Source organism: Janthinobacterium sp., from assembly GCF_031995485.1.
Taxonomy (GTDB): Bacteria; Pseudomonadota; Gammaproteobacteria; order Burkholderiales; family Burkholderiaceae_D; genus Janthinobacterium.
In genome coordinates this window covers 111,960-135,538 of record NZ_DAMAGB010000004.1, presented here as the reverse complement: position 1 = coordinate 135,538, position 23,579 = coordinate 111,960, and the positions used below count along the sequence as shown (strand labels likewise).

16 protein-coding genes are annotated in these 23,579 nt (G+C 59.3%); 6 read left to right on the top strand and 10 right to left on the bottom strand.

Features of this window, described 5'->3' with window-relative positions; all coding sequences use genetic code 11:
- Positions 1 to 6 precede the first annotated feature (6 nt).
- The 5 genes from RTQ46_RS04775 to RTQ46_RS04755 are packed head-to-tail and all read left to right on the top strand — an operon-like array spanning position 7 to position 5,412.
- Entirely contained in the window at positions 7 to 2,274 is a 2,268-nt protein-coding gene (locus RTQ46_RS04775; protein WP_312434933.1) for a DUF3274 domain-containing protein, read from the top strand.
- Positions 2,275 to 2,276: 2 nt separating this feature from the next.
- Positions 2,277 to 3,932 carry a DUF2875 family protein gene (locus RTQ46_RS04770; protein WP_312434932.1) on the top strand — a complete coding sequence of 552 codons (1,656 nt, stop codon included), beginning with the start codon at positions 2,277 to 2,279 and terminating at the stop codon, positions 3,930 to 3,932.
- 9 nt (positions 3,933 to 3,941) lie between these two features.
- Positions 3,942 to 4,208, top strand: a complete 267-nt coding sequence (locus RTQ46_RS04765) for a PAAR domain-containing protein (protein ID WP_312434931.1) — start codon at positions 3,942 to 3,944, stop codon at positions 4,206 to 4,208.
- Positions 4,209 to 4,257: 49 nt separating this feature from the next.
- Positions 4,258 to 4,935, top strand: coding sequence for a hypothetical protein (locus tag RTQ46_RS04760; protein ID WP_312434930.1), 678 nt, complete (start codon positions 4,258 to 4,260; stop codon positions 4,933 to 4,935).
- 39 nt (positions 4,936 to 4,974) lie between these two features.
- Positions 4,975 to 5,412, top strand: a complete 438-nt coding sequence (locus RTQ46_RS04755) for a DUF695 domain-containing protein (RefSeq protein ID WP_312434929.1) — start codon at positions 4,975 to 4,977, stop codon at positions 5,410 to 5,412.
- On the opposite strand, the gene bla is transcribed toward RTQ46_RS04755, so the two are convergent.
- Both bla and RTQ46_RS04745 read right to left on the bottom strand, forming a co-directional pair.
- Complete coding sequence (gene bla, locus RTQ46_RS04750; protein ID WP_312434927.1) at positions 5,413 to 6,309, bottom strand: class A beta-lactamase; 897 nt, start codon at positions 6,307 to 6,309, stop codon at positions 5,413 to 5,415.
- Positions 6,302 to 9,310 carry a PAS domain-containing protein gene (locus tag RTQ46_RS04745; protein WP_312434926.1) on the bottom strand — a complete coding sequence of 1,003 codons (3,009 nt, stop codon included), beginning with the start codon at positions 9,308 to 9,310 and terminating at the stop codon, positions 6,302 to 6,304. Before RTQ46_RS04745 ends, bla begins: the two co-directional genes overlap by 8 nt.
- Before the next feature lie 505 nt (positions 9,311 to 9,815).
- On the opposite strand from RTQ46_RS04745, the gene RTQ46_RS04740 reads away from it, so the two are divergent.
- Positions 9,816 to 12,035 (top strand): TonB-dependent receptor, encoded by a 2,220-nt coding sequence (locus RTQ46_RS04740; RefSeq protein ID WP_312434925.1) that lies wholly within the window; start codon positions 9,816 to 9,818, stop codon positions 12,033 to 12,035.
- A 74-nt stretch (positions 12,036 to 12,109) separates the two neighbouring features.
- On the opposite strand, the gene gluQRS is transcribed toward RTQ46_RS04740, so the two are convergent.
- The 8 genes from gluQRS to RTQ46_RS04700 all read right to left on the bottom strand — a co-directional run bounded on the left by gluQRS (position 12,110) and on the right by RTQ46_RS04700 (position 23,556).
- Positions 12,110 to 13,018: a tRNA glutamyl-Q(34) synthetase GluQRS gene (gluQRS, locus tag RTQ46_RS04735; protein ID WP_312434924.1), complete on the bottom strand. Its 909-nt coding sequence runs from the start codon at positions 13,016 to 13,018 to the stop codon at positions 12,110 to 12,112.
- Between the two features lie 154 nt (positions 13,019 to 13,172).
- The gene (locus RTQ46_RS04730; protein WP_312434923.1) at positions 13,173 to 13,424 is read right to left on the bottom strand and encodes a hypothetical protein; all 252 of its coding nucleotides are present in this window, start codon (positions 13,422 to 13,424) and stop codon (positions 13,173 to 13,175) included.
- Positions 13,425 to 13,450: 26 nt separating this feature from the next.
- Positions 13,451 to 13,711, bottom strand: coding sequence for a hypothetical protein (locus RTQ46_RS04725; RefSeq protein ID WP_312434922.1), 261 nt, complete (start codon positions 13,709 to 13,711; stop codon positions 13,451 to 13,453).
- 166 nt (positions 13,712 to 13,877) lie between these two features.
- Complete coding sequence (locus RTQ46_RS04720; protein WP_312434920.1) at positions 13,878 to 14,267, bottom strand: VOC family protein; 390 nt, start codon at positions 14,265 to 14,267, stop codon at positions 13,878 to 13,880.
- A 379-nt stretch (positions 14,268 to 14,646) separates the two neighbouring features.
- A complete protein-coding gene (locus tag RTQ46_RS04715) occupies positions 14,647 to 15,273 on the bottom strand; it encodes a hypothetical protein (RefSeq protein WP_312434918.1) in 627 nt (208 codons plus the stop codon).
- Between the two features lie 191 nt (positions 15,274 to 15,464).
- Positions 15,465 to 20,117, bottom strand: a complete 4,653-nt coding sequence (locus RTQ46_RS04710) for a PAAR-like domain-containing protein (protein ID WP_312434917.1) — start codon at positions 20,115 to 20,117, stop codon at positions 15,465 to 15,467.
- Complete coding sequence (locus RTQ46_RS04705) at positions 20,114 to 21,397, bottom strand: DUF2169 domain-containing protein (protein ID WP_312434916.1); 1,284 nt, start codon at positions 21,395 to 21,397, stop codon at positions 20,114 to 20,116. Before RTQ46_RS04705 ends, RTQ46_RS04710 begins: the two co-directional genes overlap by 4 nt.
- A 2-nt stretch (positions 21,398 to 21,399) precedes the next feature.
- On the bottom strand, positions 21,400 to 23,556 hold the full coding sequence (locus tag RTQ46_RS04700) for a type VI secretion system tip protein TssI/VgrG (protein WP_312434915.1): 2,157 nt from the start codon (positions 23,554 to 23,556) through the stop codon (positions 21,400 to 21,402).
- Positions 23,557 to 23,579: the final 23 nt, after the last annotated feature.

Here is a 23,579-nt window from a genome sequence, read left to right as displayed (position 1 = left end):
GCGGCGATGAGCATCTATCCGAAAGTACCGTATGTGGTGGGCAAGGACGTGACCTTGCTGCAATGCGAGCGCAAGATCTGCAAGAAGGTGGCAATCCGCCGCAATCTGCCCGGCAATATCATCGTGATTCACGGCGTCAACGACCTGGGCGTCAGCTACCAGGCGGTGGAACATGGCCTGTGCGAGGGGTTGAAGGAGCGGCTGGGACGTGGTTTTGCGCCGGCGTCGTACCGCATGCCGGTGGCGGCGGACAAGGACAAGCTGGAAGAAGACCCGGACGCGGTATTTTTCAAGCGCAGCTTCAACGAGGAGACCAATAGCCCCGTGATTCCTTTTTACTGGGGCTACCGCGAAGTCGAGGACAAGAGCGGCATCAAAAATGGCCAGTATGTCGACCGTTATGGCAACCGGCTGGACAAGGATCTGTCAAAAGAGGGCGGCCCTTTCGGCAACGCCACCAGCAGCCTGCCTGACATGTGGCGCCGGGGCATTTCCGCGCCGATCGACCCCGTGAATGACGCCCTGCGTCCGTTGCGCACTGCCCCTGGACGCATGTATATGGTGCTGGCGGCGCAGCGCTTGGCCGCGCTGATTGCCATGATCCGCGATTACGATGCGGAAGAGACCGTGAGCATCGTGGCGCACAGCCAGGGCTGCCTGCTGTCGCTGCTGGCGCAGGCGATGCTGATGGAAAAGGGACTGGCGCCGGCCGATACGCTGATTCTGATGCATCCGCCTTACAGTTTGCTGGACAACATTCCCTATGCAATGAAGAAGATCAGCACGCTCGATGGCGGGGAGGATGCAGCCATGCGACCGTATTATCACCTGCTTGACGGCATGCAGACGCTGTCGGCGCGGTTGAAAACATTGGTCAATATCGTGGCCGGAGTGGCCAAGGGAACCGGCAAGTCGGCTAATCCATCGTTTGACGGGTTGAAGGATGACAAGCACCGCGGCATGGTCGGCAGCGGCTGGAAAGCGGAAACCGACCGCGACAACCGTGGCAAGGTATATCTGTATTTTTGCCCCGAAGATATGACGGTGGCGCTCGATAATATCCAGGGAATTGGTTGGGATGGAGTGGCCGATATTGCTGCCGGTAGCGAGATAGCGATAGAAGAAAGAGCCTGTCTGGAGAATGGCCAGAAAGGTGTTCTCAGCATTCCATTTGTGCGTGACTATGTGAGCAAACCACTGGAGGAATTGGGCCAGCGTTTTTATCAGCGTGTCTTCAGCAACAAGGAACGGCTTGACCCTGCGACAGGAAAAGTGGGTATATCGCTGGTGGGAAAACCGCCGCCCTTCGATTTTCCTTTGCGGCTGCCGACGGAGTCGGAACAATCGCATGTGGAAGTCTCGCAGCGCAGCAATCGCGCACAGCACAAAAAGGTCGCATGGCCCATCGATACCAAGCTCAGCAAGACAGAACAGCGCAACGGCATTCGCACCATCACGGGTGAAGCCTTGCACAAGCCCGTGCCGGCCGATCTGCGCGGCACCTCGCAAATCGATCCGGCCAACATTCCGGCCACATCCATGATGAGGAATCGCTCACCCAAGGATCAGGGGCCGGCCGAGGAAGTCGATCCCTGCGAAGCGACGATCGCAGTCACGAGCGCGAGCGGCATGCTGGTGCACAAGGAATATCGTCCTGATCCGGGGGGCTATCAGAAGTTTCCTGATCGAGCAGAATCTCTTGGTGATCAAGAACTTGCACTGATGACAGCAAGCTATAACAAGGAAAAAGGGCTGGACAAGAGGCCCGAATCAGACAGGCATACAGTCATTTCCGCGAAACGCTATCCCGATAGCAATGTCGTGGCCGACATACAGGAAACCCCGAATGAAGCACGCCTGCGCTGGCAGCGTGAAGTCAGTCCCAAATCCTTCCATAGCTCGATTATCGGCAGCGCGAAAAACCATCGCCAGGTGACGGCATATGACGTGGCCATCGGTAGTGGCAAGGCCAGTTCGGATCCGAAGTTTTATGCGTATTTGTGTGCGGTGGCGGATTGGCGGGTGAAAAAGCCTGGCCCCGCTGATAAGCGGAGAGACGGAATATTGTTGGCAGATAAATTTCGTACTTTGCATGCCGTGTTTCTGGCTGTTGAACCAGCATGGCGTAAAACAATTATTGACGGAAATATCGACTATTACAACAGTGGTGTATTACCGGCAGGACTGCCATTGCTGTCAGGTGGATTGTGGAAGATCGTCATTTCTCAAACAAAAAACATGAAGGTGGTGACTGAGAGGCCGACGAAAAAATAAATATGTTGATCGATGAAATATTGCTCAAAAAGGTGATGATCATGATGCTGCGTCTTTTTTGGTTTTTATCGGTAGTAGTCGTGTTGATTGTCGGAGTGTTGTGGATAGGGGCTGCCGCAAAGAGGGATACCCGGAGTCAGATAGCAGGGAAATTGTCCGCAGAAGTAAATGCCAGTTCCGGCGAGCAGGAGCGACGGGAATATGTATTGGAAGTGATAGGGCTGGGTGTTACGCTGGACAAGTATCGGCAAGGCAAACTGTGGGATGCTTTGCAACAAGGAAGTCCCTTCACCACCGTACGCGAGCAGGACCCCAAGAAATATCCCTGGTCGGGGTCTGACAAGGATGGGACAGGCGGTAGCAGAGCCTATGACGCGCTGGAAAACGGCATCAATTTCACCCCCATCTGCTGGGGAATGCCATCGTTTTATGCCGGCTCGCCCATACGTGATCCTGCTCAGCTGCCGACTCCGACAGAGCCGATAGCAGGACTGGTATCCGGTGCTGCAACAGGCGGCATGCCCATGCACCTCTTTGCAATCGCATCCTCGAAGCTCGACGAGCATCCCGATGATCTATTAAACGAAGTATTCGCTTTTTTCGATGCGCATCCTGATGTCCCTTATGTAGCGGTGCACTCCGAAGACAGTGTCGGTACTCGCGATGGGAATCGCAAGCCCGGTGATCCGATGAAGCTGACTGATGGCTATTACATCCCGGACATGCCCGACGCTACCGCAGTGTTCATCCTTGCGCGCAGGGAGAGAGTCGCATCCATGCTGCCCTATGTATGGGACGATCCCGAGAATAAATTTGTGAATGAACAGCTGCGGGCCATGTATCACGATTTGAAAAGATCGCTTGCCAGGCCGGTCCAGGCAATATGGTCCAGCAGCATGATGCCTCGCCAACCCACCGTCCCCGAATGGCTCGCCGCCACCGCCAAATTCGCCCAGCGTCCCGATGTCCGTGGCGTGGGGGTGTATCAGTTCAATGCCATCAATCCCTGGATCCACCATCCACCGCAGACCTGGAAACCGACGCCGTGGTTTCCGATTCCCTGGAACCGCGAACAGATGGCAACCTTTGATCGGCTGCCGTCGTTCGGCTTCGTGCACCGGCCCATATTTGTCAAATTCAAGGACGAGAACGGCAAGCCGGTAACGCGCCGCGATGAACGGCAGAAGATCTTCAATGCGGGCTGGCAGGATGCGCTGCAGACCTTGCCCGAAGCGGAACGCACTAAAGGAGCGGCACGCATCATTGCCGCCACCGGCAAGCAACCGGCGCAGCAGCTGATGCTCGAAGGCATGCTGCATGACTATGCGGCGCACGGCGGGCCCGAGATCGACAGCGGCAAGACGGCGCAGTTCATCAATACCGATCACCGGCTGGGCAATACGGGGTCGGCGACCTTCTTCGTGCAGATGGCGATCGGCGTGATGGGCAGCTATCGCGATGGCGGCGCCAGCGCGGCCATCAACCTGCGCGACCGCGATGAGGCAAGCATCATCTTCATTACGCCGCCGTCCGATGCCGTGCGCGAGGAGCAGGAGCCGCGCGAGATCTTCCGCAGCCGCGTCACGCCCGCCGTCGATCCGGCCAATTATGCAGCGCCGTCGGTGGAGTCCTTGCTGGGCAGCCAGGCGACGAAATAGGGGGCAGTCATGCGCAAAGTCATCCGTCTCGGTGATGCCACCTCGCATGGCGGCAAAGTAATCTCCTGCTCTGCCACGCATGTTACCGTCGGCGGCATTGCCGTCGCCTGTGTTGGCGACCTGTGCAGTTGCCCGGTCAAGGGACATAATGGCTGCACCATTTCCAGCGGCTCGCCGCGCCATGCGGTCAATGGCGTGGCAGTGGCGTTCGAGGGCGACCGCACCAGTTGCGGCGCGACCCTGGTGGCTGGCGGCGCCACTTACCGTTCTACATGACGCCAGCTTGCTCCTCTATAATTCCTTGATCATCTCCTCAAGGAATTGCATGCAAGTTACTCCCCTGCGCCCGCTGGCGCTGCTCGCCTTATTGACCGGTTGCCTGTCCGCCAGCGCAGCGGAGCGTGCGGCGGCGCAGACTCGCGCACCGACAGCCGAAGAACAAAAGTCGTTCGACCAGTTTTATTCGCAGGCCCATCCTGGCGACAAGCCGGTCCGTACGCTGTTCGAAGTGCGGCGCGAGGCGGGCAGCCGTGGCTGGACGGTCAGCGCCGCAGCGGAAGCGGCGCCGCACCGGGGGCAGGGGGCATTGTGCCGCACGCACCGCACCAGCTATATGCTGAACGGGGCGGGCAGGCAGGCCAGGTGGGAGGAGCGTGGCGTCGAGTATTACGCCTGGCTCGACCGTGGCGCCTGCCGGCCTGTGGCCGAGCCGGTGCGGCTGCTGCAGCGCGTGCCCGATGCGGAGCTGGAAGGGGTGTTGCTGTACCAGAAGCCGCTGCTGGCGCGGGCAAGGCTGCTGATGGCGGGCAATACGGAATGCGCGCCGCTGCGGGCCCTGAACTTTACGCTGGCCGGTGTCGACGTGGGCGCGTCGCGGCCGAAAGCCGAGGAGCAGTATGCGCTGGTGTTCCGGAGCGACCGCAACAGCTATGCGCGCATCTGGCTGCGCAAGAGCGGCAAGCAATATGATGCCTGGACGGTGACTTGCCCGCCGGTGCTGTAAACTGCGCACCCTTGTTATTTCTTTTTGACTGCCGCAACCATGAACCAGAATTCCACTTCCGCCCGCAGCTGGGGCACCGTCGTTACCCATAGCGACGAGATGGCCATCATCTACCGCTATGTCGATGCGTTCCACGATGACTGGGACCTGTCGTCGCAGCCGGACCGCATCATCATTGCCTGGCGCTATGAAGACGAGACGGGCATGCCGTCGCCGAACGAGCGCGAGCACATGGAAGAGCTGGAGGCGGCGCTGGCGCCCGTGGTCGAGGAAGAAGGTTTCGCTACCCTGGCGCTGGTGTCCACCGGCGAAAACCTGCGCGAATGGATTTACTACACGCAGTCGGGCGAAGAGTTTTTCAACCGCCTCAACACGGCGCTGGCGCCGCGTCCGAAGTTTCCGATTGAAATCCGCAGCGCGGCCGATCCGGCCTGGTCGACCTATGCCGGTTTCATGGCGGCGCTGCCGCAAAACTGATCAGGCCAGGGCGGCCACCACAATGCGCGTGGCCGCTGTAATGATGTCCTGATTCGTTGGCGCGCCCTTGACTTCGCGCGTGTAGTAGACGGCAATCACCAGCGGCGAACCGGAACCCGCCGGCGGCCAAGCGACGCCGATATCGTTGACGCTGCCGTGGGCGCCCGAACCGGTCTTGTCGGCCACGCTCCAGCCGGCCGGTACGCCGGCGCGGATGCGCTGGTCGCCAGTGGTGTTGCCGCGCATCCAGGTGTCCAGTTGCTGGCGCTGCTGTGCGGGCAGGCTGGTGCCCAGCAGCAGATGCTGCAGGCTGTGGACGGTTGCGGCCGGGCTGGTGGTGTCGCGTATTTCGCCGGGAATCGCGCTGTTCAGTTCGGTCTCCCAGCGTTCCAGCTGGAACACCTCGTTGCCGATGCTGCGCGCATAGGCGGTCACAGCCTGCGGGCCGCCCAAAATCTTCATCAGGAAGTTGGCGGCGCTGTTGTCGCTGTACTGCAAGGTGGCGGCGCACAGCTCGGCCACGCTCATGCCTTCACTCACATGTTTTTCGGTAATCGGCGAATAGGTCACCAGTTCCTTCGCTTCATAGCGCACGCGCTTGTCGAGCAGGTGCGCGTCGCTGGTGCTGCGCGCCAGCACGGCGGCCGCCAGCATGGACTTGAAAGTGCTGCACATCGGAAAACGTTCGTCGGCGCGATACGCAACGCGCGCGCCGCTGCCCGCATGCAGCGCGGACACGCCCAGACGGCCGCCGGCGGCCTGCTCCAGCGCCGCCAGTTGCGCTTGCGCATCCGTGGTGGTGCCTGGTGCCGCATGCAGCAGTACCGACGGGCACAGCAGGGCGGCGCCGGCCAGGATCACCAGGTGGCGGCGGGTCAGGTTCAGGGCTTCAGGCATGGTCGTTTTTCTGGTGGTGAGTGGACAGGGTGGCCAGCAGCTCGCCGATGGCTTGCAGGTTGGCCGGTTTGGTCAGGTGATGGTCGAAGCCGGCCGCGCTCGACTGGCTGCGGTCGTTCTCCGCGCCCCAGCCCGTCAGGGCGATCAGCACGGCGTGCGCCCCTGATGGCGTCTGGCGCAGCGCGCGCGCCACCTCGTAGCCGTTCATGCCGGGCAGGCCGATATCGAGAAACACCACGTCGGGCAAGAACTGTGGCGCCGCCGCCAGCGCCTGCGCGCCGTCGTGCACCACCTGCGTGGCATGGCCCATCATGTCGAGCAGGGCGGCCAGGGTGTCCGCGGCGTCGATATTGTCATCGACTACCAGCACGCGGAACGAGCCGCCTGGAGCGATGCCTGGTTGCGTGGTGTCAGGGGCGGGCACTTGCGGCAAGTCGCTGGCCAGCGGCAGCCGTACGGTAAACGTGCTGCCCAGGCCGGCGCCGGGACTGGCCACCGCGACGCTGCCGCCGTGCAGTTCGGCCAGGCGCCGCACCAGCGACAGGCCGATGCCCAGTCCGCCCTGCGCGCGTCCCATGTTCTGGCCGACCTGGGTAAACATTTCAAACACGGTCGGCAGCGATTCGGCGGGGATGCCGACCCCGCTGTCGCGCACCTCGATCACCGCCTGGTCGCCATCGCGGCGCGCATCGAGCACGATCCGGCCTTTTGCCGGAGTGTATTTGGCGGCGTTGTTGAGCAGGTTGCCCAGCACTTGCGCCAGGCGCGTGGGATCGGCGTCCAGCGGCAGCGCCTGCTCCGTGACGGTCACTTGCAACTGGTGCTGGCTCGCTTCGATCAGCGGCATGCTGGTTTCGACCGCGCTGGCAATTATGGTTTTCAGGTCCGCGCGTTCGAGTTTCAGTTCGATCTGGCCGCGCGTGATGCGCGCCACGTCGAGCAAGTCGTTGACCAGATGCACCATCTGGTTGACCTGCCGTTCCATCACGTCGCGCACGCGCGCCACCGTGGCCGGCTTGTCGGCGGCCAGGTGCATGATCTGCAGGCCGTTGCGGATCGGCGCCAGCGGATTGCGCAGTTCGTGCGCCAGCGTGGCCAGGAATTCCGTCTTGCGCCGGTCCATTTCCGACAGATCGTCGGCCAACTGGCGCAGCTTTTTCTCGGCGCGCTTGCGTTCGCTGATATCGGTAAACAGCACGGCCAGCTTGGTGCTGCCAGGGCCGCCCAGGCGCGCGGCAAAAATTTCGAACCAGCGCTCCATCGCATGCGCTTCGTCTACATAGCGCATCGGCTGGCCGGTTTTCACCACCTGGTCGTAGACGTCGAACCAGTGCTGGTCATGCTCGGGCACGAAGCTGCGGATGGTCTTGCCGATGGCATTTTCCAGGCCTGACTGTTTCACGAACGCGGGGTTCGCTTCCAGGTAGCGGAAGTCGACCGGATTGCCCTGGTCGTCATACAGCATGTCGATCACGCAAAAAGCCTGGTCCATCAGTTCGATCAGCGAGCTGTAGCGCTCTTCGCTGGTCTGCAGCGCACTTTCAACCTGGGTCTGGCGCGTGATGTCGAGAATCACGCCGGGCAAGCGCAGCGGTGTGCCGTCGGCGCCATATTCCACGCGGCCGCGCGCCAGCACCGAGCGGTAGTCGCCATTGATGGCGCGCACGCGGTAGCGCGATTCGAATGGCGCATGCGACTGCAGCGCCTGGTCGATCTGCCGGCGCACCCTGGCGCGGTCGTCGGGATGGATCACTTCCAGATACAGCGCCAGCGGCGCCGGTGCGGATGCGCCGCCCTTGACGGGGAACAGGCGCGCCATACTGCTGTCGGCCGTGACCTGGTCGGTCACGATGTCCCAGTTCCAGGTGGCCACGTCGCCGGCGTCCAGCGTCATGCGCAGGGTTTCCTCGTTGTGCTTGCTGGCGGTGACATCGAGAGAGATGCCGGACAGGCCGATCACGTTGCCGGCGGCATCGCGGTTGCAGGTGCCGCGCATGTGCGTCCAGTGCAGCGTGCCGTCCGGCCAGCGCACGCGCAGATCCGCTTCAAAATCGCCCGCGCTGGCGATCGCCTGCAGCACCATGTCGTGCCAGCGTTCGCGGTCCGGTTCGAGCATGGCCGCGCCCAGTTGCTGGTAGTCGATGCGGGCGTCCAGGGCAAAGCCGAAATTGCCCTTGAAGGCGTCCGAACATTCCATGCTGCCGCTGCCCAGGTCGATATCCCAGGTGCCCATGCGCCCGCCCTGCATGGCCAGCCGCAGCCGCTGTTCCGCCTGCCGCGTGGTGGTCACGTCGGTATGCGAACCTACCCAGGCGCTGATGGCGCCATCGGCCCCGTGCACGGGCAGCGTGCGCGCGATGACGTTGCGGTAGCCGCCATCGGCATGGCGCAGCCGGTATTGCACGGCCTTGATTTCAGCGGGATGCAAGGGGACCGCGCCGGCAATCGCGCGGTCGTCGGGATGGACGGCATTGAGCCAGCCCTTGCCCATCAGTTCAGCCGTGCTCTGGCCCGTGTAGGCGCGCCAGGACGGCTGGTCCGCGTCGAACATGCCGGCGGTGCGCGTGCTCCAGGCGATGTCGCAATGGGCGCCCAGCAAGGTGCGTGCACGCAGCGTGTTCTCCGCCAGCTGGCGCGCTGCGGCCAGGCGGTCGCTGATATCGCGGCAGATGGCCAGTACCGCTTGCGTGCCGGGCAAACGGTGCAGCAGTACCTGCCAGCCGTTGCCGCCCGCGTCGCCGGACAGGCTTGCTTCGCATTGCGCCTGGCCGTCACGGCGCGCCGTGTCGAGTGCCGCCTGCGCCGCAAGCCGGTCTTCAGACCGCCAGAGCTGGTCCCAGCGCGTGCACTGCAGCACGCGCTGCGCGCTGGCATTCAGATCGGTGAGGACGCCGTCATCGGCGATGCGGAAGACCAGGTCGGGAGTAAGGTCGAACAGCGATACCGCCGTGCGAGGGAGGGTGCGATCAATGGCAGGCTGGGGGGGGCGGGGTTCGGACATGGACACTGTGGGCTATGGTGCGGCGGACCGCAGCTGCACCGGTATGGGGCATTGCGGCGGCTCTGGTATGGAGATATTACAGGCAAACGTGGCTACCGGCATTTACGCTTGCAGCGATATGGAAATTTTCGTGTAGTCATTTTGGAAAGCAGGAAACCCACGTAAAAATACCTTAACGAGAGGGCTTTGTGGCTGAATAACCACTATCGGGACGGTTCTTGGTGCGATTGATTGTGCGTAGCAACAATAATCTTGCGGCGCAAGACGCGCTTGAATTAAATTGGCGCCTTGTTTTGAAGTTGGCGTCTGCGAGACATCGAGACGATGCGGCCACGACCGCTGCCGGCAAAAGGGCAGCAGGGACAGAGCCAGCAACGCCAAGAGCGGGGGGACATCCGCTCGCGCTGCCGCACCAGAATGGTGCGGTGTATCCAGCGCCGCAAGAAGAATACCGGAGACGCAGGACATTCTTCGCATTACTTTTTAACTTCTGGGGAAACTCTGTATGATCAAAATGTCCAAGATGCAAAAGCGTTTGTGCGCCAAAAGCGCCGCCATGCTTGCCCTTTCCGCTGCCTTGCCTATCGGCTCGGCGTACGCTGACGAAGTTGCCGCTGACACGACGCCTGCCGCCAGTCAGCTCGAAACGGTGACCGTCACGGCCCAGCGCCGCAAGGAAAACATCCGCGACGTGCCAGTATCCGTATCGATGCTGACCGCCCAAAAACTCGACGTCATCGTCTCCGGCGGCCAGGATATCCGCATGCTGGCCGGCAAAGTGCCGAGCCTGAACGTGGAATCGTCGAACGGCCGTACCTTCCCGCGCTTCTATATCCGCGGCTACGGCAATACCGACTTCAACATCTTTGCATCGCAGCCAGTTTCCCTGATCTACGACGATGTCGTGCAAGAAAACCCGATCCTCAAGGGCTACCCGATTTTCGACGTGGCCAACGTCGAAGTGCTGCGCGGTCCGCAAGGCACGCTGTTCGGCCGCAATACGCCGGCCGGTGTCGTGAAATTTGAATCGGCCAAGCCGAGCCTGGACAAGGTCGAAGGCTACTACAGCGGTTCGGTCGCTACCCACAACACCATCAATGCCGAAGGCGCTGTCAACGTGCCGCTGAGCAAAGAATGGGCGATGCGCGTGTCGACCCTGCGCCAGCACCGCGACGACTACGTCGACAACACCTTTACCGGCCAGAAAGACTCGCTGGACGGCTACAACGAACACGCCGAACGCGTGCAGGTGCTGTACGCGCCGAACACCACCTTCAACGCCCTGTTCAACGTGCATCAGCGCAACACCACCGGCAGCGCGCGCCTGTTCTTCGCCAACGCCATCAAGCCTGGCACCAACGACCTGGTCGACGGCTTCAACCCGAACGCCTCGTTCACCAACGCCCTGAACTTCCAGGAACTGCGCACCAATGGCGCCAGCGCCCGCCTGAGCTGGGACCTGGACGGCGTCAAGCTGTACTCGATCACCGGTTTCGAGCGCGTCGGCAATTACCTGTCGCACGGCGATATCGACGGCGGCGTCGGCGGCACCAACACGCCGTTTGACGTGGAAACGGCTGGCGGCATCACCAGCGTGAAGCAATACTCGCAAGAATTCCGCGCCGAATCGAAAAATGCCGGTCCGCTGAACTGGCAGGCAGGCGTGTACTACTTCAATGAAGATGCCAACGGCTTCTCGGACACCTTCAATGCCAGCTCGCATGTGCTGGCCTCGCACCTGGCCAGCCGCCAGAAAAACACCGCATGGGCAACCTTCGGTTCCGTGAACTACGCCGTCAACGACGCCTTCATGCTGCGCGCCGGCCTGCGCTACACGAAAGACAAGAAAGACTTCGATACCGTCGCAGCCGACCGCGTGGTGCAAGTCAATCCGACCAGCGCCGATGTCAGCAAATCGAAGGTCAACTGGGACCTGAGCGGCACCTACAAGTACACCAAGGACCTGAGCTTCTACGGCCGTGTCGCTACCGGTTTCCGCGCGCCAAGTATTGCGCCAGCGAGCAGCAGCGTGCCGGTCACCGTGGCCGATGCCGAAACCATTACTTCGTATGAAGCCGGCGTGAAAGCCGACCTGTTCGACCGCCGCGCCCGCGTTGCGTTCAGCATCTACGACTACGAAGTCAAGAACCAGCAGCTGACGGTGGTGGGCGGTAACTCGAACGTCACGCGCCTGATCAACGCCGCCAAGACCAACGGCCGCGGCGCCGAGCTGGAATTGGAAGGTTTCGTGACGCCGAGCCTGAAAATGTCGCTGGGCGGCAGCTACAACTTCACGGAAATCGACGATCCGAGCCTGTCGGTGGCCACCTGCCGCAGCTGCACCGTGACCGATCCGAAAAACGCCGCAGGTTTTGCAGTGATCAACGGCAATGCACTGCCACAGGCACCGAAGTGGACCGTCACCGCCACCGGCCGCTATTCGATCCCGACGGAAACCGGCGAGTTCTACGTCTACACCGACTGGTCGTATCGCAGCAAGATCAACTTCTTCCTGTACGAGTCGACCGAGTTCACCGGCAAATCGATGGTCGAAGGCGGCTTGCGCGCTGGCTACATCTTCCAGGACGGCAAGTATGAAGTGGCAGCTTTCGGCCGCAACATCACCAACACCAAGCGCGTGACCGGCGCCATCGACTTCAACAACCTGACCGGCTTTATCAACGAGCCACGCCAGTTTGGCGTCCAGTTCAAAGGCAATTTCTAATTGCCGATTTCAGGCGCCGGCCTTGGCTGGCGTCTGCTTTGGACCCGCTACGGTTTGCGCCGTAGCGGGTTTTTTTATTTTAAATCAGACAGAAGCTCCGCCCAAGCCGGCACCGCCTGCCGCCAGAAATCGTCGAGGCTGTCCGCGCGCAGATCAAAGCCGAGGAAGCGCGCCGCCGGCAGCAAAGCCGACTCCAGCAAGTCCAATGCTGGCGTGCCCGTATCGAACGCCAGCGCCCCCGTCTGTTTCGACAGTTTTTCGCCCAGGTCATTATTGACGACCGGCACATGCAGATAGCGCGGATGCGGCAAGCCCAGCACGTCCTGCAGGTACAGCTGGCGCGGCGTCGAATCGAGCAGATCCGCCCCGCGCACGATATCGGTAATTCCCTGTTCCCCGTCATCGACCACCACCGCCAGCTGATACGCCCAATACCCGTCGCCGCGCAGCACGATAAAGTCGCCCACCTCCTCAGCCACATCCTGCTGCTGCGCCCCATGCCAGCGGTCGACGAAGCCATACACAGCCGGCGCCTCGGGCACCCGCAGCCGCAACGCCCGCGCCGCCTTGCCGGGCGCCAGTCCATGGCGGCAGGTGCCCGGATACACGGCGGCACCATTCTTCGGCAAGCCCGCCTGCAGCACCGAATCCTGTATCTCCTTGCGCGAACAGCCGCAGGCATACACCAGTCTGTCATCCCGCAGGCGTTTCAGTGCGGACTCATACAGCGGCAGGCGACGGCTCTGCCAAGTTGCCTCGCCATCCCATGCCATGCCACAGCGCTGCAAGGTCGCCAGGATGGCCGCATCAGCGCCATCCAGATTGCGGTCATAGTCGAGGTCCTCGATACGCAGCAGCCATGTGCCCTGATGCACCTTGGCATCGAGATAGCTGGCCATGGCGGCTACCAGTGAACCCATGTGCAGGGGACCGGAGGGAGAGGGGGCGAAGCGGCCGATGTAGGGGGCGGTGGACGAAGACATGCAGTGTATGTTGACAATGATGATAGGTGCTGGCAGTGCGTTGCTCTGGGGGTTAGTGGGCGTAGATAGCAGCAAGTATCGTGCAGGGTGATCGGCAAGTCAAATTTGGCAATCGTTCATTCCAATATTCTTAGCAATGGTGACAGGGCGTAGTTTATATTTCTGACATAAAGTTATTGCAAATCCATTCGAATTTTTTGGCAGAATGAATATTTCCTTTTGCACGTTCATTTTTTGCCTTTTGAAGAGATTCATTTTTTAAGTCGGACGTTGCTCTCTGGTACATCCATATCATAATGGAATCATATAAGGCGTGATCTGTGCCTATATCATTTAATATCTCTGCCATCAGGTGCAGACCAGTCTTGATATCGCCCTTTTCGATGTGAAATTCAGAGATTATCATGCGCAATCTCGGAGATTTACAATTTTTTAAAGCGTGAAGAATTTTATGCTGCTCATTCTGGCTGGATTTTCCAGATAATAACAAAAGGCAATTTCTGCATGATTTTTGAAAACATCATCCTCATTGGAGGCGCTTTGCAGAACAATATTTCTTGCAATTTTCAACACAGATAAGTGTGCAGGACTATGAAAAACGATGCTCCAGATTTTCTTATTAAAATCGGGTTCAAAAGAGGAATTTTCAAGAAGATTGCTTAAATAGTCAAGCTCAATAGAATCAAGAGGCATGTATTTTCCTGTTTCTATTTTTTTTCATGTCTCTCAAATAATTATGCTCTTGGCGTAGTTTTCTCATGGAATGAGTAATCCGTAAAAATAAAAATTTTTCTTTGGAATTGATTTTTTCTATGAGGATTAAATTTTACTAATATGTTGCGTTCTGATTTATCGAATTTCAGAAAGCCTCATAAAGACATATATTATTTCCCATCGGATCTTCCAAGGTTAGAAAACTTGCGTAGGGTACCTCTGTATAATTAATGAAAAATGCGGTCTTCTCCAGTCGCTCTTTGATAGATTCAATATTTTTTGTTGGTAAAGTGAAAAGGTTAATAGTGCCACCTTTTGTACCTATGCGCTTTGCCTGCTCAAGGCTTGAAGGGGACATGAATTCTATCGAGAATTTTGTATTTGATTTGTGCGTCATTATCAAGCGACGGCTAGTGCCCGAATCATACTGATTAATGATATCCATCGTAATAAAAAATCCCAGATTTTCTATGTAAAAATCTTTTGCTTCGTCAAAATTTTGGCAAAGTATGTCTATATTAATTGAATTTAACATATGAGGCTTTCCTGATTTTTATTATTTTTAATATTGCAATTGTGAAATTATTTATTTTTATAAAATTTCAGTAGTCTATGGGTTTTGTCAACTTAGAATGAGGTTGATTAATTAAAATTCAATCGTATGTACATACGATTGATGTTGTTAAATTATGAGGATCATAAAATGCATCTATTCGTCCCCATGAATGCTCTTGTGGAAGGGAAATATTAAATTTATTTTTAAACCATTGCCTGATTCTTTTTGTATATTTTCCCTCGGGTTTAGGTTGAAACCCATCCATGCAATTTTCTGGTCCAAAATCCCAAAATTTTATAAATTCATTATTTTCTTCAGATTTTATTTATTTTAAATTATAGCTTCATATTTATGAATTTTAAAAATTCCAAGATATTCCGATTGCGGTTGTGGATGATTGAATGGATGCTGAAGCAGATACATTGCCCCATGGAAAGTAAAATGCTGAAAAAGTTTTTTTTATTTCATCAGGTTCTTTATCGAATATTTTGGCAAGTAATTTTGCTAAATTATTTTTATCGGCTATCAATTGGTTTTCTGTGGTGTTGTACCCATATTTTTTTGAATTTCCCCCATCCCAAAATAGCCAAATACTCTTCATAAAAGAATTTTCAAAAATAAAATTTACTCCAAATTCAAATTCATTTAAAGTCCCGAATGTTGAGAAATTGTGGATGTGAGTATTTGTTTGGGTGGTTATTAGTTCAATTTTATATTTCATTGACTTTTCAATAAATTCAATTTCCCCAAGTGGTGCTATTACGATATTGTCCAATAAAATATTACCGGTTTTTGTATCAAAAGATATTTTTTTCATTTTTTTAAGAGAAATTATTTTTCCTGTGTCGATTAATTTTGTTTTATCTCTGTTTTCTATAAAAAACTGTTCTCCGCCTCCAGGTCCGAATTGAGGATTGTTTCTTGAAATCCCTTCTGCCATGCAGGTATCTTCTTTTAGTATATACACATGAAGTTTGGTGCGCATGGGCCTAACCCCTTTGTGACTAGAGTTGCTGGCATGTGCAACCTGTACTGCATCGTTGAATTTTCTTGCTTCTCCATTTGCTAAAACTGTGTCCGATTTGGAAAAATAATTTCCTGGCGCCGGTCCATGTGGATATAGCGTAAATAGTACGGTACCTTTTTTTACAATAACATTTACATAAATATCTTGACCTAAATATGGATAATTAAGAGGACCCTGCCAATTTTTTGCTTCGCTAGCGGGATCTCTACCTGTGCACGCATTGCAGATCGGATTTTTAGGGCAGGTTTTTTTTGATAGCCCAAGCGGATCAATCCAAAAGGTTGAATTAGAGGCATATTATAACTATTAGCTCCGCCAAGCAAAGATACGGGATCATATGTCAGGTAGCGCGCTGTGTCGGCATCGTAGTATCGGTAGCGGTTGTAATACAGACCAGTCTCAAGATCCGCATATTGACCTTGAAGGCGTAGTAGCTGCTTGCCTTCTTTCCCTTCAATCTGTTTTAATCGTCCCCAAGCCCTATAACTTGCCTCCCAAATTACACCCTCCAGCTCATCCAATATTTCGCGAGGTGTACCCAAGTGGTCGCAGTTGTAATGACCGATCTGGTCTCGCGCGGCTGAGTCATTTGCCTTTACCTGAATGCTTTGCCAAGCTGATAGCTGTAAAACTGTGGCATTGCTTTCTTGCTGGGCTATTGCTGCGTACAACTCACAGCTTAATCCTGTACTTGGAAAACTCCATGTCTCTACGTATGATAGATGTATTGCTTGCGCGACATTGTTATAGTCGGTCTGTGAAGCTATCCGCGCCAGCGGCACAAAACTATCCGGCTCATACAGATATGTGACTGTCTCCTCCTGCGTAAGTTCCTGCGCCAGCGTATCGCCATCCCACACAAACAGCGTCGTGGTGCTACTGGTCTGAGCGGGCGGATCGGCGGCGATATCCTGCTGGTTTTCCCATTGCTCCACCTCGACCCGCTTGGCGATGCGGCGGCTGAACGCATCGTAGAAGTACTCGGCGCGATGGCGCGTCTGGCGTTCCGTGCGGGTAGCGTGGCTGAGGCGGTTTTCGGCGTCGTATTCCAGCTGCAGGTCGCTCCAGGCCGATTCGCGGCCGGGCGGGTGGTAGCGCTTGCGCGTGGTGTTGCCCTGTGCGTCATAGTCGTAGCTGAAGTCGCCATAGCTGCGCAGCAGGTTGCCGGTGATGGGGGCGAGCTGCGCGCCGGAGGGCGCGGGCGAGGCGTCGAGCATATTGCCGGCGGGGTCGAAAGCAAACCGCTCCGCCAGGCCGGGCTGGACGGCGGACAGCAGTTGGCCTATGGGGTCGTAGGTGTAGTGCAGGTTGCCGAGCGGGCCGTTCGCCGTCTGTCCGGTCTGGGCGATGGTGGTCAGATTGCCCGATGCGTCGTAATGGAAGCGGCGCTCGCGCAGTGGCGAGGGAGCGTCGGGGCCACGCGCCAGGGTCATTTGCGTCAGGCGCGACTGGCGGTCGTACTGGCGCTTGGCGACCAGGCCGCTGTTGCCCAGTGTGCGCTGCTTTTCCCGGTGCAGGCTGTCGCGCTCGACATCGACCACGGTCTGGCCCTGCCACAGCACGCTGTGCCAGTGGCCGGAGCCGTAGCGCAGGGTGTCGACGCGGCGGCCGTTGGGCAACACAGTCTGGATGCGGTTGCCCAGTTCGTCGTAGGCGTGCGTCATGACAAAGCTGGCGTCGGGCGTGCGCGGGGCGTTCGGCAGTCTGCCAGGTTCGGGCAGGGACTGCAGGAAGTAGCTGCTGCGTTCTTCAATCAGCTGGCCCAGCGCATCGTGGAAGAAGCGCTGCTCCGCTTGCGGCGACGAGACGGCGGTCAGGCGGCCCAGCGCATCGTAGGCATAGCGCACGACGCCGTCGGCGGTGGTTTTTGCCTGCAGCAGGCCCAGTGCGTCGCGCAGCAGTTCCGTGCGCTGGCTGCCGCTTTGAAACGCGGTCAGGTGGCCGGCACGGTCATAGCTGTAGTCGGTACGCTTGCCGTCAAAGCCAGTCTCGGATGCCAGCCAGCCTTCGGCGTGATAGGCCAGTCGGTAGATTTCACCTTTGGCGTTGACCAGTTCGGTCAGTTGCTGCGCGTCGTCATAGCCGTAGCGCAGAATCTGGCCGATGGCATCCGTGCGTTCCACCGGCAGGCCCTGGCCGTTGTAGCGGTAGCGCGTCTGGTGGCCTGCAGCATCGGTATGCACTACCAGGTTGCCATCGGCGTCGTAATCATATTGTTCGGGCGCGCCACCGGACGATGATAGCCGTATCAATCTGCCCAGCTTATCGTATTCCTGTGTCGTGACATGGCCCATCGCATCGCGCGTGGATATCAGGCGTCCCTGCGCGTCGTACGCGTATTCACTGGTATGGCCCGAACAATCCGTGTACGCCGTCAGCAGGCCCCGGCTGTTGTAGCGCAAGTGCTTGCTGCCGCCCCTGGCGTCGACCAGTTCGACCAACTCGCCGCGCCGGTTGTAGCGGAACCGGGTCGCCTGGCCCAGGGCATTCGTGATGCTGACGGGGCGGCCCGCGTCGTCGTATTCGCGCCGCGTGGTGTTGCCCAGCGCATCGCTGAAGAGGATCGGCAGGTTGTGCGCGTCATAGCTGATGCTGCTGCGATGGCCGAGCGCATCGGTGCTGCTGACCAGGTTGCCGGCGGCGTCATACGTATAGCGGGTGGCGGCGCCGTTGGCGTCGATATCGGCCAGCAGCATGCCATCGCGGTCCCACTCGCGCCGCCCCAGCGGCACGGCCTGGCCGTTCTCGATGCGGCGTATCTCGGTAATCAGCCAGTTGGCGTCGAACACATACTCGCGCACGCTGCCGTTTTGCGTGACCCGGCTGGTGTCGATATCGAGGTAGTCGATGCGTGTCTGCTCGCTGCCGTCGACAGCTTGCGTGGCGACCGCGCGGGCCTGGTAGCTGTTGTCGGGCGTGATCGGATACTGTTCCAGCAAAGCTGCGTCCGGCAGGGAATTGCCACGCCAGCGGGCGCGCAGCGCGTCCAGGCTGATCCATTCCAGGACATGGGCAAAGCCCGTGTAGCTGGTGCATGAAGTCAGCAGATGGTGGCGATAGGTGTAGCTGCGCGCGTCGCCCAGCACATTGATCTGGCGCACCAGATCCATGCCGCTGTACGCCGCGGCGTACTGGTAGCGCACATGGCAGACGCGGCTGCCGTCGCCGAGCACCTCCTCGATGCTGGCGATGCGCGCCGGTTCATTATCGCCCTCGCGCAGCGCTTCGACGACCGATTCGTCATCTCCACGCAGGCGCAGCAGCACTTCGCCGGCCCTGGCATCTGGAAAACGCTCGATGGTCACGCCGCGCCCGTCGCGCTCCTGCGTGCGCATCAGATCGAAGCGTTCGACGCGGACCGGACCGGAAGGCGCCAGCATGGCGTTGACGCCGTCGTAGCCATGCGGCAGCCAGCCGTCGGCGCCGCGCTTGAATCGGTCGAGGCTGCCATCGCGCCATAACAAGGTAAAACTGTCGTCGCTGTCGCGCGCCAGGACAAAGCCTTCCTTGCGGTTGTCGTATTGCCGGCCGACAGCCAGGAGCGGCAGGCGCAGCGCGCGGCCGCTTTCGTCGTGGTATACGATGCCGGCGTCGCACAGCGACAAGGAGGTAGTGTACGGCGTGGACCAGCGCGCACCGAGCAGGCCCTGGTCCTCGCATTCGGCACCCGAGCGGTAGCAGCGGGTCCAGGCGATGGGGATGCCGCGCTCCAGCGCGAAGTCGGTCTGGTACAGGATTTCCTGGCCGGTGCCGAAATGCACGGGCTTGCGGCTCTTGGCCGGCTTGTTGCCGGGGCCAGCGTTCTTGGGGCAGCAGTCGGACGGCGCTTCGGATTTGGGTTCTTTCTTGCCGCGGCTTTTGCCGTCGTCGCCGCCGGATCTTGGTGGGGGCTTGTCGAGTTTGGGTGGTTCCTTGACCGGCTTTTTACCGGCCAGTTTTTCCTTGATTTTCTTGCTTGCCGACGTCAGCTTCTTGCCGAAGAATTTACCCAGTAGACTTCCACCAGGAATTCTGTTGAGCACGGCTTTCAGCGCCAGCGTCTCCGCCGCATTGGTGACGACGTTGACTGCGGTATTGACCACATCAGGCGTCTTGCCGGTCAAGACATAGTCGGCTGCCTGGTCCAGTACCGTGGCAGATGCCTCCATCGCCGTGCCGCCGGCAACCGTTGCGCCACCTGCCACCGCGCCCGTCGCCGCTGCCGTTTCCATTGCGGCGGCGGCTGGCAAGCCAACGCCGGTTGCCGCCACTGCTGCGCCAGCAACGCCTACCACCGCGCTGCCTGTCAATATCGTGCCGCCCACATCCACCATATCCTCTGCTGCTGCATGCATTTTTTTCGAACCATGATCCTTGTATTGCTGCGCCAGCGAATGGATCATGTTGTCCAGCATCGACAACGTGGGCCTCGCCATCTCCCCACCGCGCTCATAAATCTTCCCCACCGTATTGCGCGCATTCATCCACACTTCGCGCCCCACCTGTACCAGGTCGGCGCCATTGGCGTGGTGGATAGGGCTGGCCACCTTGGTATCGACCTGCTTGCCCACCGTGCCGCTCTTGATGCCGCCGGCCCTGCCTGGCGCGTCGCCCGTCACGCTGGGGATGGTGCTGCGCTGGTGCAGGATTACCGGTTCGCTGTGCGACTTGACGTTCGGCGAGGCATTTTGGGCGGCGGAAAATTCGCCGATAATGGTGTAGGGCAGTGGTGGCGTGCTGGAGCCGACCGGGGTCTTGCAGATGTCGGGCGTCAGGCTGACGCAGTAGAAGCGCGAGGATTGGGTGACGGTCTCATTGGTCATGGCGCCTCCGCCGCCAGCGCTTCCTGGGCCTGCTCCAGCAGCGCGACCCGTGCAATCTGCTCTGGCTCGCTTACATGCATCAGCCGCGCCGCCACCTGGCCCGCATCGGCGGGCAAGATGGCGCGCCAGACCAGTTCCACCTTGTTGGCATCCGTATCGATCACCACGGTATCGATGGCCAGGCGCAGCACCAGCAGCTTGTCGTCACGGTCGGCCAGCAGCAGGAACAGCGCCTGTTGCGGCAGCGTAAAACGCAATACGGTGTTGCCGATGCGGTCGGCGCGCGCGGATGGGTGATCGTGGCGGCACAGATTGGTCAGGGTAAATTGTTCCTGTCCTGACAGGTGCGGACATTGCTGGTCCGGCGGCGTGCAGTTCCAGTAGGCGAAGTCGAAGTCTTCGGGCAGCATGGGCACCTCTTCGGGATCCCAATGTGTTTTCTCTTCGATGCTGCCGGCAAGCAGGCGGCGCGGCAGCCAGCCACGGCCAATCGGCGCCAGCCCGGCCGGCAGCGGCAGGTCCTTGCCTGCCGCGCCCTGCCAGAACTGCTCGGCGGTACAGGGCTGTTTAGGATAGCAAATGCGCGGCGCCGGCAGCTCGCTCGTCTGCATGGCGTCCAGGTACCAGTGCCGCGCAAAGCCGCGCCCCAGCGGATTGGACTGGCAGGAGTCGTGCCGGGTGCCTTCGGACGCTTCGAGCTTGCATTGCCCGCCCGCCGCATGGGCATACTGCAGCGGCAGCTGCGTGAACTTTTCGGGCGCGCTCAAGCGCCATGGATTCGGGCGCAGCAGGCCCAGCGTGGCAATGTGGGCGCTGCCCTGTGCCAGGCGCTTGAGCAGGCCTTTCCTGCGAAAGAAACGTTCGCCGCATACCTGCAGCGTCTTGTCGATCAGGGTCTTTCCCGCCGCACTGACCTTCAAGTTGACGGCGAACTGCGCCATCGCCAGGCCCCGCGGCGCGTGGGCGGCACCGTTGACGATCACGTCGCAGCGCGGCTTGTATGGTGCGAAATCGCTTTCCTGCAAGGTGCCGGCCTGGGTATCGCCATCGAGATGACGATCTTCGGTCAGCAGCGGCGCGGGCAGGGAAGCGGGCAGCAGGCTGGCGCCGCCATCGGCACCGCACGGCCCCAGCGTATAAGCCATGCGCGCCACGACCACATGGAAAGCCTCGCCGAACTGGTCGACCATGTCGAACTGGCTGGCGGCAAGCGCCGTGCGGTTGTCGAATACCAGATTCGGAATAGTGAAATGCGGCTGGCCGGCGACTGTCGTGGTCATGGTCAGTCCGGATTGTTGTCGATATCGTCGCCGTGGAGCTGCACCTTGCTCCGTCCGCGAATGATGATTTCATCGGCGGCCAGTTCGATGCGACCCGGCGTGATGGTGATGGTCGAGGTGCCGACGGTAACGGTATGCGATTCGCCCGCGCTCAGCGTGCTGGCAGAGCCTACCGCCACGCTTTTCGCCAGTCCCACCTGTTCGGTTTGCGCCAGCGCCACGGTGGTATTCATGGCGCCCAGCACCGTGGTCTGGTAGGCCGCGCCGATGGTCAGTGCCTTGGCCAGGCCGATCGATTCTTCCTTGGCCAGCTTGACCCGTTCCGAACGGTAGCCGTCGATCTGCACCTGCTCGTTGCCGTGCACATGTTCGCGCCGGTTGTTGCCGATGTCGATGTGCTCGTCATGATCCACGCGCTCCTTGCGGTTGTTGTGGACGGTAATGCTTTCGTCATGCCCCACCGTCTCCGTCCGGTCATGCTTCACATGCACGGTCTCGTCATGGTCGACGGTCTTCCTGCGGTCGTTGCCGACCCAGTGCGATTCGTCGTGCTCGACTTCGATGCGCTGATCTTTTTCGGCGTGCAGCCACAGCTCTTCCGCGCCTTTGCGGTCTTCGAAGCGCAGGGCGTTGGCGTGCGAGGCGGTCCCGCCTTTTGAGGAGCGGCTCAGCATGCCGCTCTGGGTCTTGTTGGCGGGCAGGTCCCACGGCGGCATATTGCGGGCGTTGTAGACGCAGCCGATAATGATGGGCATCGAGACATTGCCGTCCAAAAATTGCACCACCACTTCCATGCCGACGCGGGGCAGGCTGATATGGCCGAAATTGGGGCCGGCCCAGTTCGACACGACGCGGATCCAGGGCGAACTCTTGTCGTCGAACTTGCCCAGGCGGTCCCAGTGGAACTGCACTTTCACGCGGCCGTAGCCGTCGGTATGGATTTCCTCGCCGGGCGGTCCCACCACGGTGGCCGTTTGCACGCCGTAGATTCGCGGCGTGCGGCTGTGGAAGTTGCGGCCCGGCCGCCACGGGATGCCGCGCTCGATGCAGGTAAAGGTGTTGCTGTAATGCGAGGTGGCGTGGCGGCCTTGCTGGTAGTTGTTGCTGGCGTGATGGCGTACCGACAGGATCAGGTATTCGGTGGCGGCCTTGCCGGCGCTGCCGGCGTCGAAGTGGCCGCTGAGGGTGAACCAGCGGCCGGGCTGGGCGGTGCGGTCGTTGCCCTGCGCTTCGAAGAGCTGGCCTTTCGCGTCCAGCTCTTCCATGCGGCGCCGGGCCAGCGCTTCGCCGTCGTCGATATCCCTGAAACCATAGCTGCCCGTGTTTTCATACACTTCCAGTTGCGGCACGGCGCCCTGGCGGTTCATGCTGTCGCCGCCGGCGCGGGCGCTGCGCGGGTTCTTGAAGTTGAAACTGGCCACGGTCATCTTGCCCGGCGCCAAGCGGCGCACCGTGCTCCAGTCGTGCACGCCGTCGTCTTCCAGGCTGCCGGCCTGGTGCTGGAACGGCATGCTGCTGATCTCGCCCTCGATGGGTTTGCCGGCACTGCTGTCGTCGGACAGCCATAGTGTATGGCCGTCCGCGCGGTGTTCATAGCGGTAGTGCCAGCCCAGTTGCTCCCAGTGGCGGTGCAGCAGGTTGTGGTCGCTCTCGTTGTGCTGGCAGACATAGGTGATGGCGGGATCCGCGCCGCTGGCGGCCAGCTTGTAGTCGCGCATCAGATAGTCTTCGAACACCTTGTCCGTCAGCGCCGCCACCGTCACGCCGTGGAAGGCGACGTTGTTGTAGCGCAGGCGCAAGTGGCTGAGCCAGGGTTCGAGCACCATTTCGTAAAAGGCAAAGCCGCCGTCGGTGCGCAGAAAGCGAAATTCAAATACGTAACCGTTGAAGTAGCGTAGGGTGCCGTCTTCGCGCACCAGCTCGATGGTCACCATCTTGCCCATCACGCTGGTGAGCGCGATCGTGGCGCTGTCGGACAGCACTTCCACCACATAGGAAAAGTCGCGTGACAAGCTTTCGCTGGCGTCGAGCGCATTGGCGACCATCAGCACATCGGCGGGTGCGTCGCCTTGCGGAAAACGCAGGCGCAGCAGGCGGTCGCCCTGCATGTCGCCGGGCAACGATATCAATGCTTGAGCAGCGTCCAGGAACTGATTCATGCTTGCCTTTCATGAGATGCACA

Bases quoted from the DNA above. Each gene is read 5' to 3' on its own strand.
- RTQ46_RS04775 (WP_312434933.1), top strand. From the start codon at position 7: ATGAGCATCTATCCGAAAGTACCGTATGTGGTGGGCAAGGACGTGACC.
- RTQ46_RS04770 (WP_312434932.1), top strand. From the start codon at position 2,277: ATGTTGATCGATGAAATATTGCTCAAAAAGGTGATGATCATGATGCTG.
- RTQ46_RS04765 (WP_312434931.1), top strand. From the start codon at position 3,942: ATGCGCAAAGTCATCCGTCTCGGTGATGCCACCTCGCATGGCGGCAAA.
- RTQ46_RS04760 (WP_312434930.1), top strand. From the start codon at position 4,258: ATGCAAGTTACTCCCCTGCGCCCGCTGGCGCTGCTCGCCTTATTGACC.
- RTQ46_RS04755 (WP_312434929.1), top strand. From the start codon at position 4,975: ATGAACCAGAATTCCACTTCCGCCCGCAGCTGGGGCACCGTCGTTACC.
- bla (WP_312434927.1), bottom strand. From the start codon at position 6,309: ATGCCTGAAGCCCTGAACCTGACCCGCCGCCACCTGGTGATCCTGGCC.
- RTQ46_RS04745 (WP_312434926.1), bottom strand. From the start codon at position 9,310: ATGTCCGAACCCCGCCCCCCCCAGCCTGCCATTGATCGCACCCTCCCT.
- RTQ46_RS04740 (WP_312434925.1), top strand. From the start codon at position 9,816: ATGATCAAAATGTCCAAGATGCAAAAGCGTTTGTGCGCCAAAAGCGCC.
- gluQRS (WP_312434924.1), bottom strand. From the start codon at position 13,018: ATGTCTTCGTCCACCGCCCCCTACATCGGCCGCTTCGCCCCCTCTCCC.
- RTQ46_RS04730 (WP_312434923.1), bottom strand. From the start codon at position 13,424: ATGATAATCTCTGAATTTCACATCGAAAAGGGCGATATCAAGACTGGT.
- RTQ46_RS04725 (WP_312434922.1), bottom strand. From the start codon at position 13,711: ATGCCTCTTGATTCTATTGAGCTTGACTATTTAAGCAATCTTCTTGAA.
- RTQ46_RS04720 (WP_312434920.1), bottom strand. From the start codon at position 14,267: ATGTTAAATTCAATTAATATAGACATACTTTGCCAAAATTTTGACGAA.
- RTQ46_RS04715 (WP_312434918.1), bottom strand. From the start codon at position 15,273: ATGCGCACCAAACTTCATGTGTATATACTAAAAGAAGATACCTGCATG.
- RTQ46_RS04710 (WP_312434917.1), bottom strand. From the start codon at position 20,117: ATGACCAATGAGACCGTCACCCAATCCTCGCGCTTCTACTGCGTCAGC.
- RTQ46_RS04705 (WP_312434916.1), bottom strand. From the start codon at position 21,397: ATGACCACGACAGTCGCCGGCCAGCCGCATTTCACTATTCCGAATCTG.
- RTQ46_RS04700 (WP_312434915.1), bottom strand. From the start codon at position 23,556: ATGAATCAGTTCCTGGACGCTGCTCAAGCATTGATATCGTTGCCCGGC.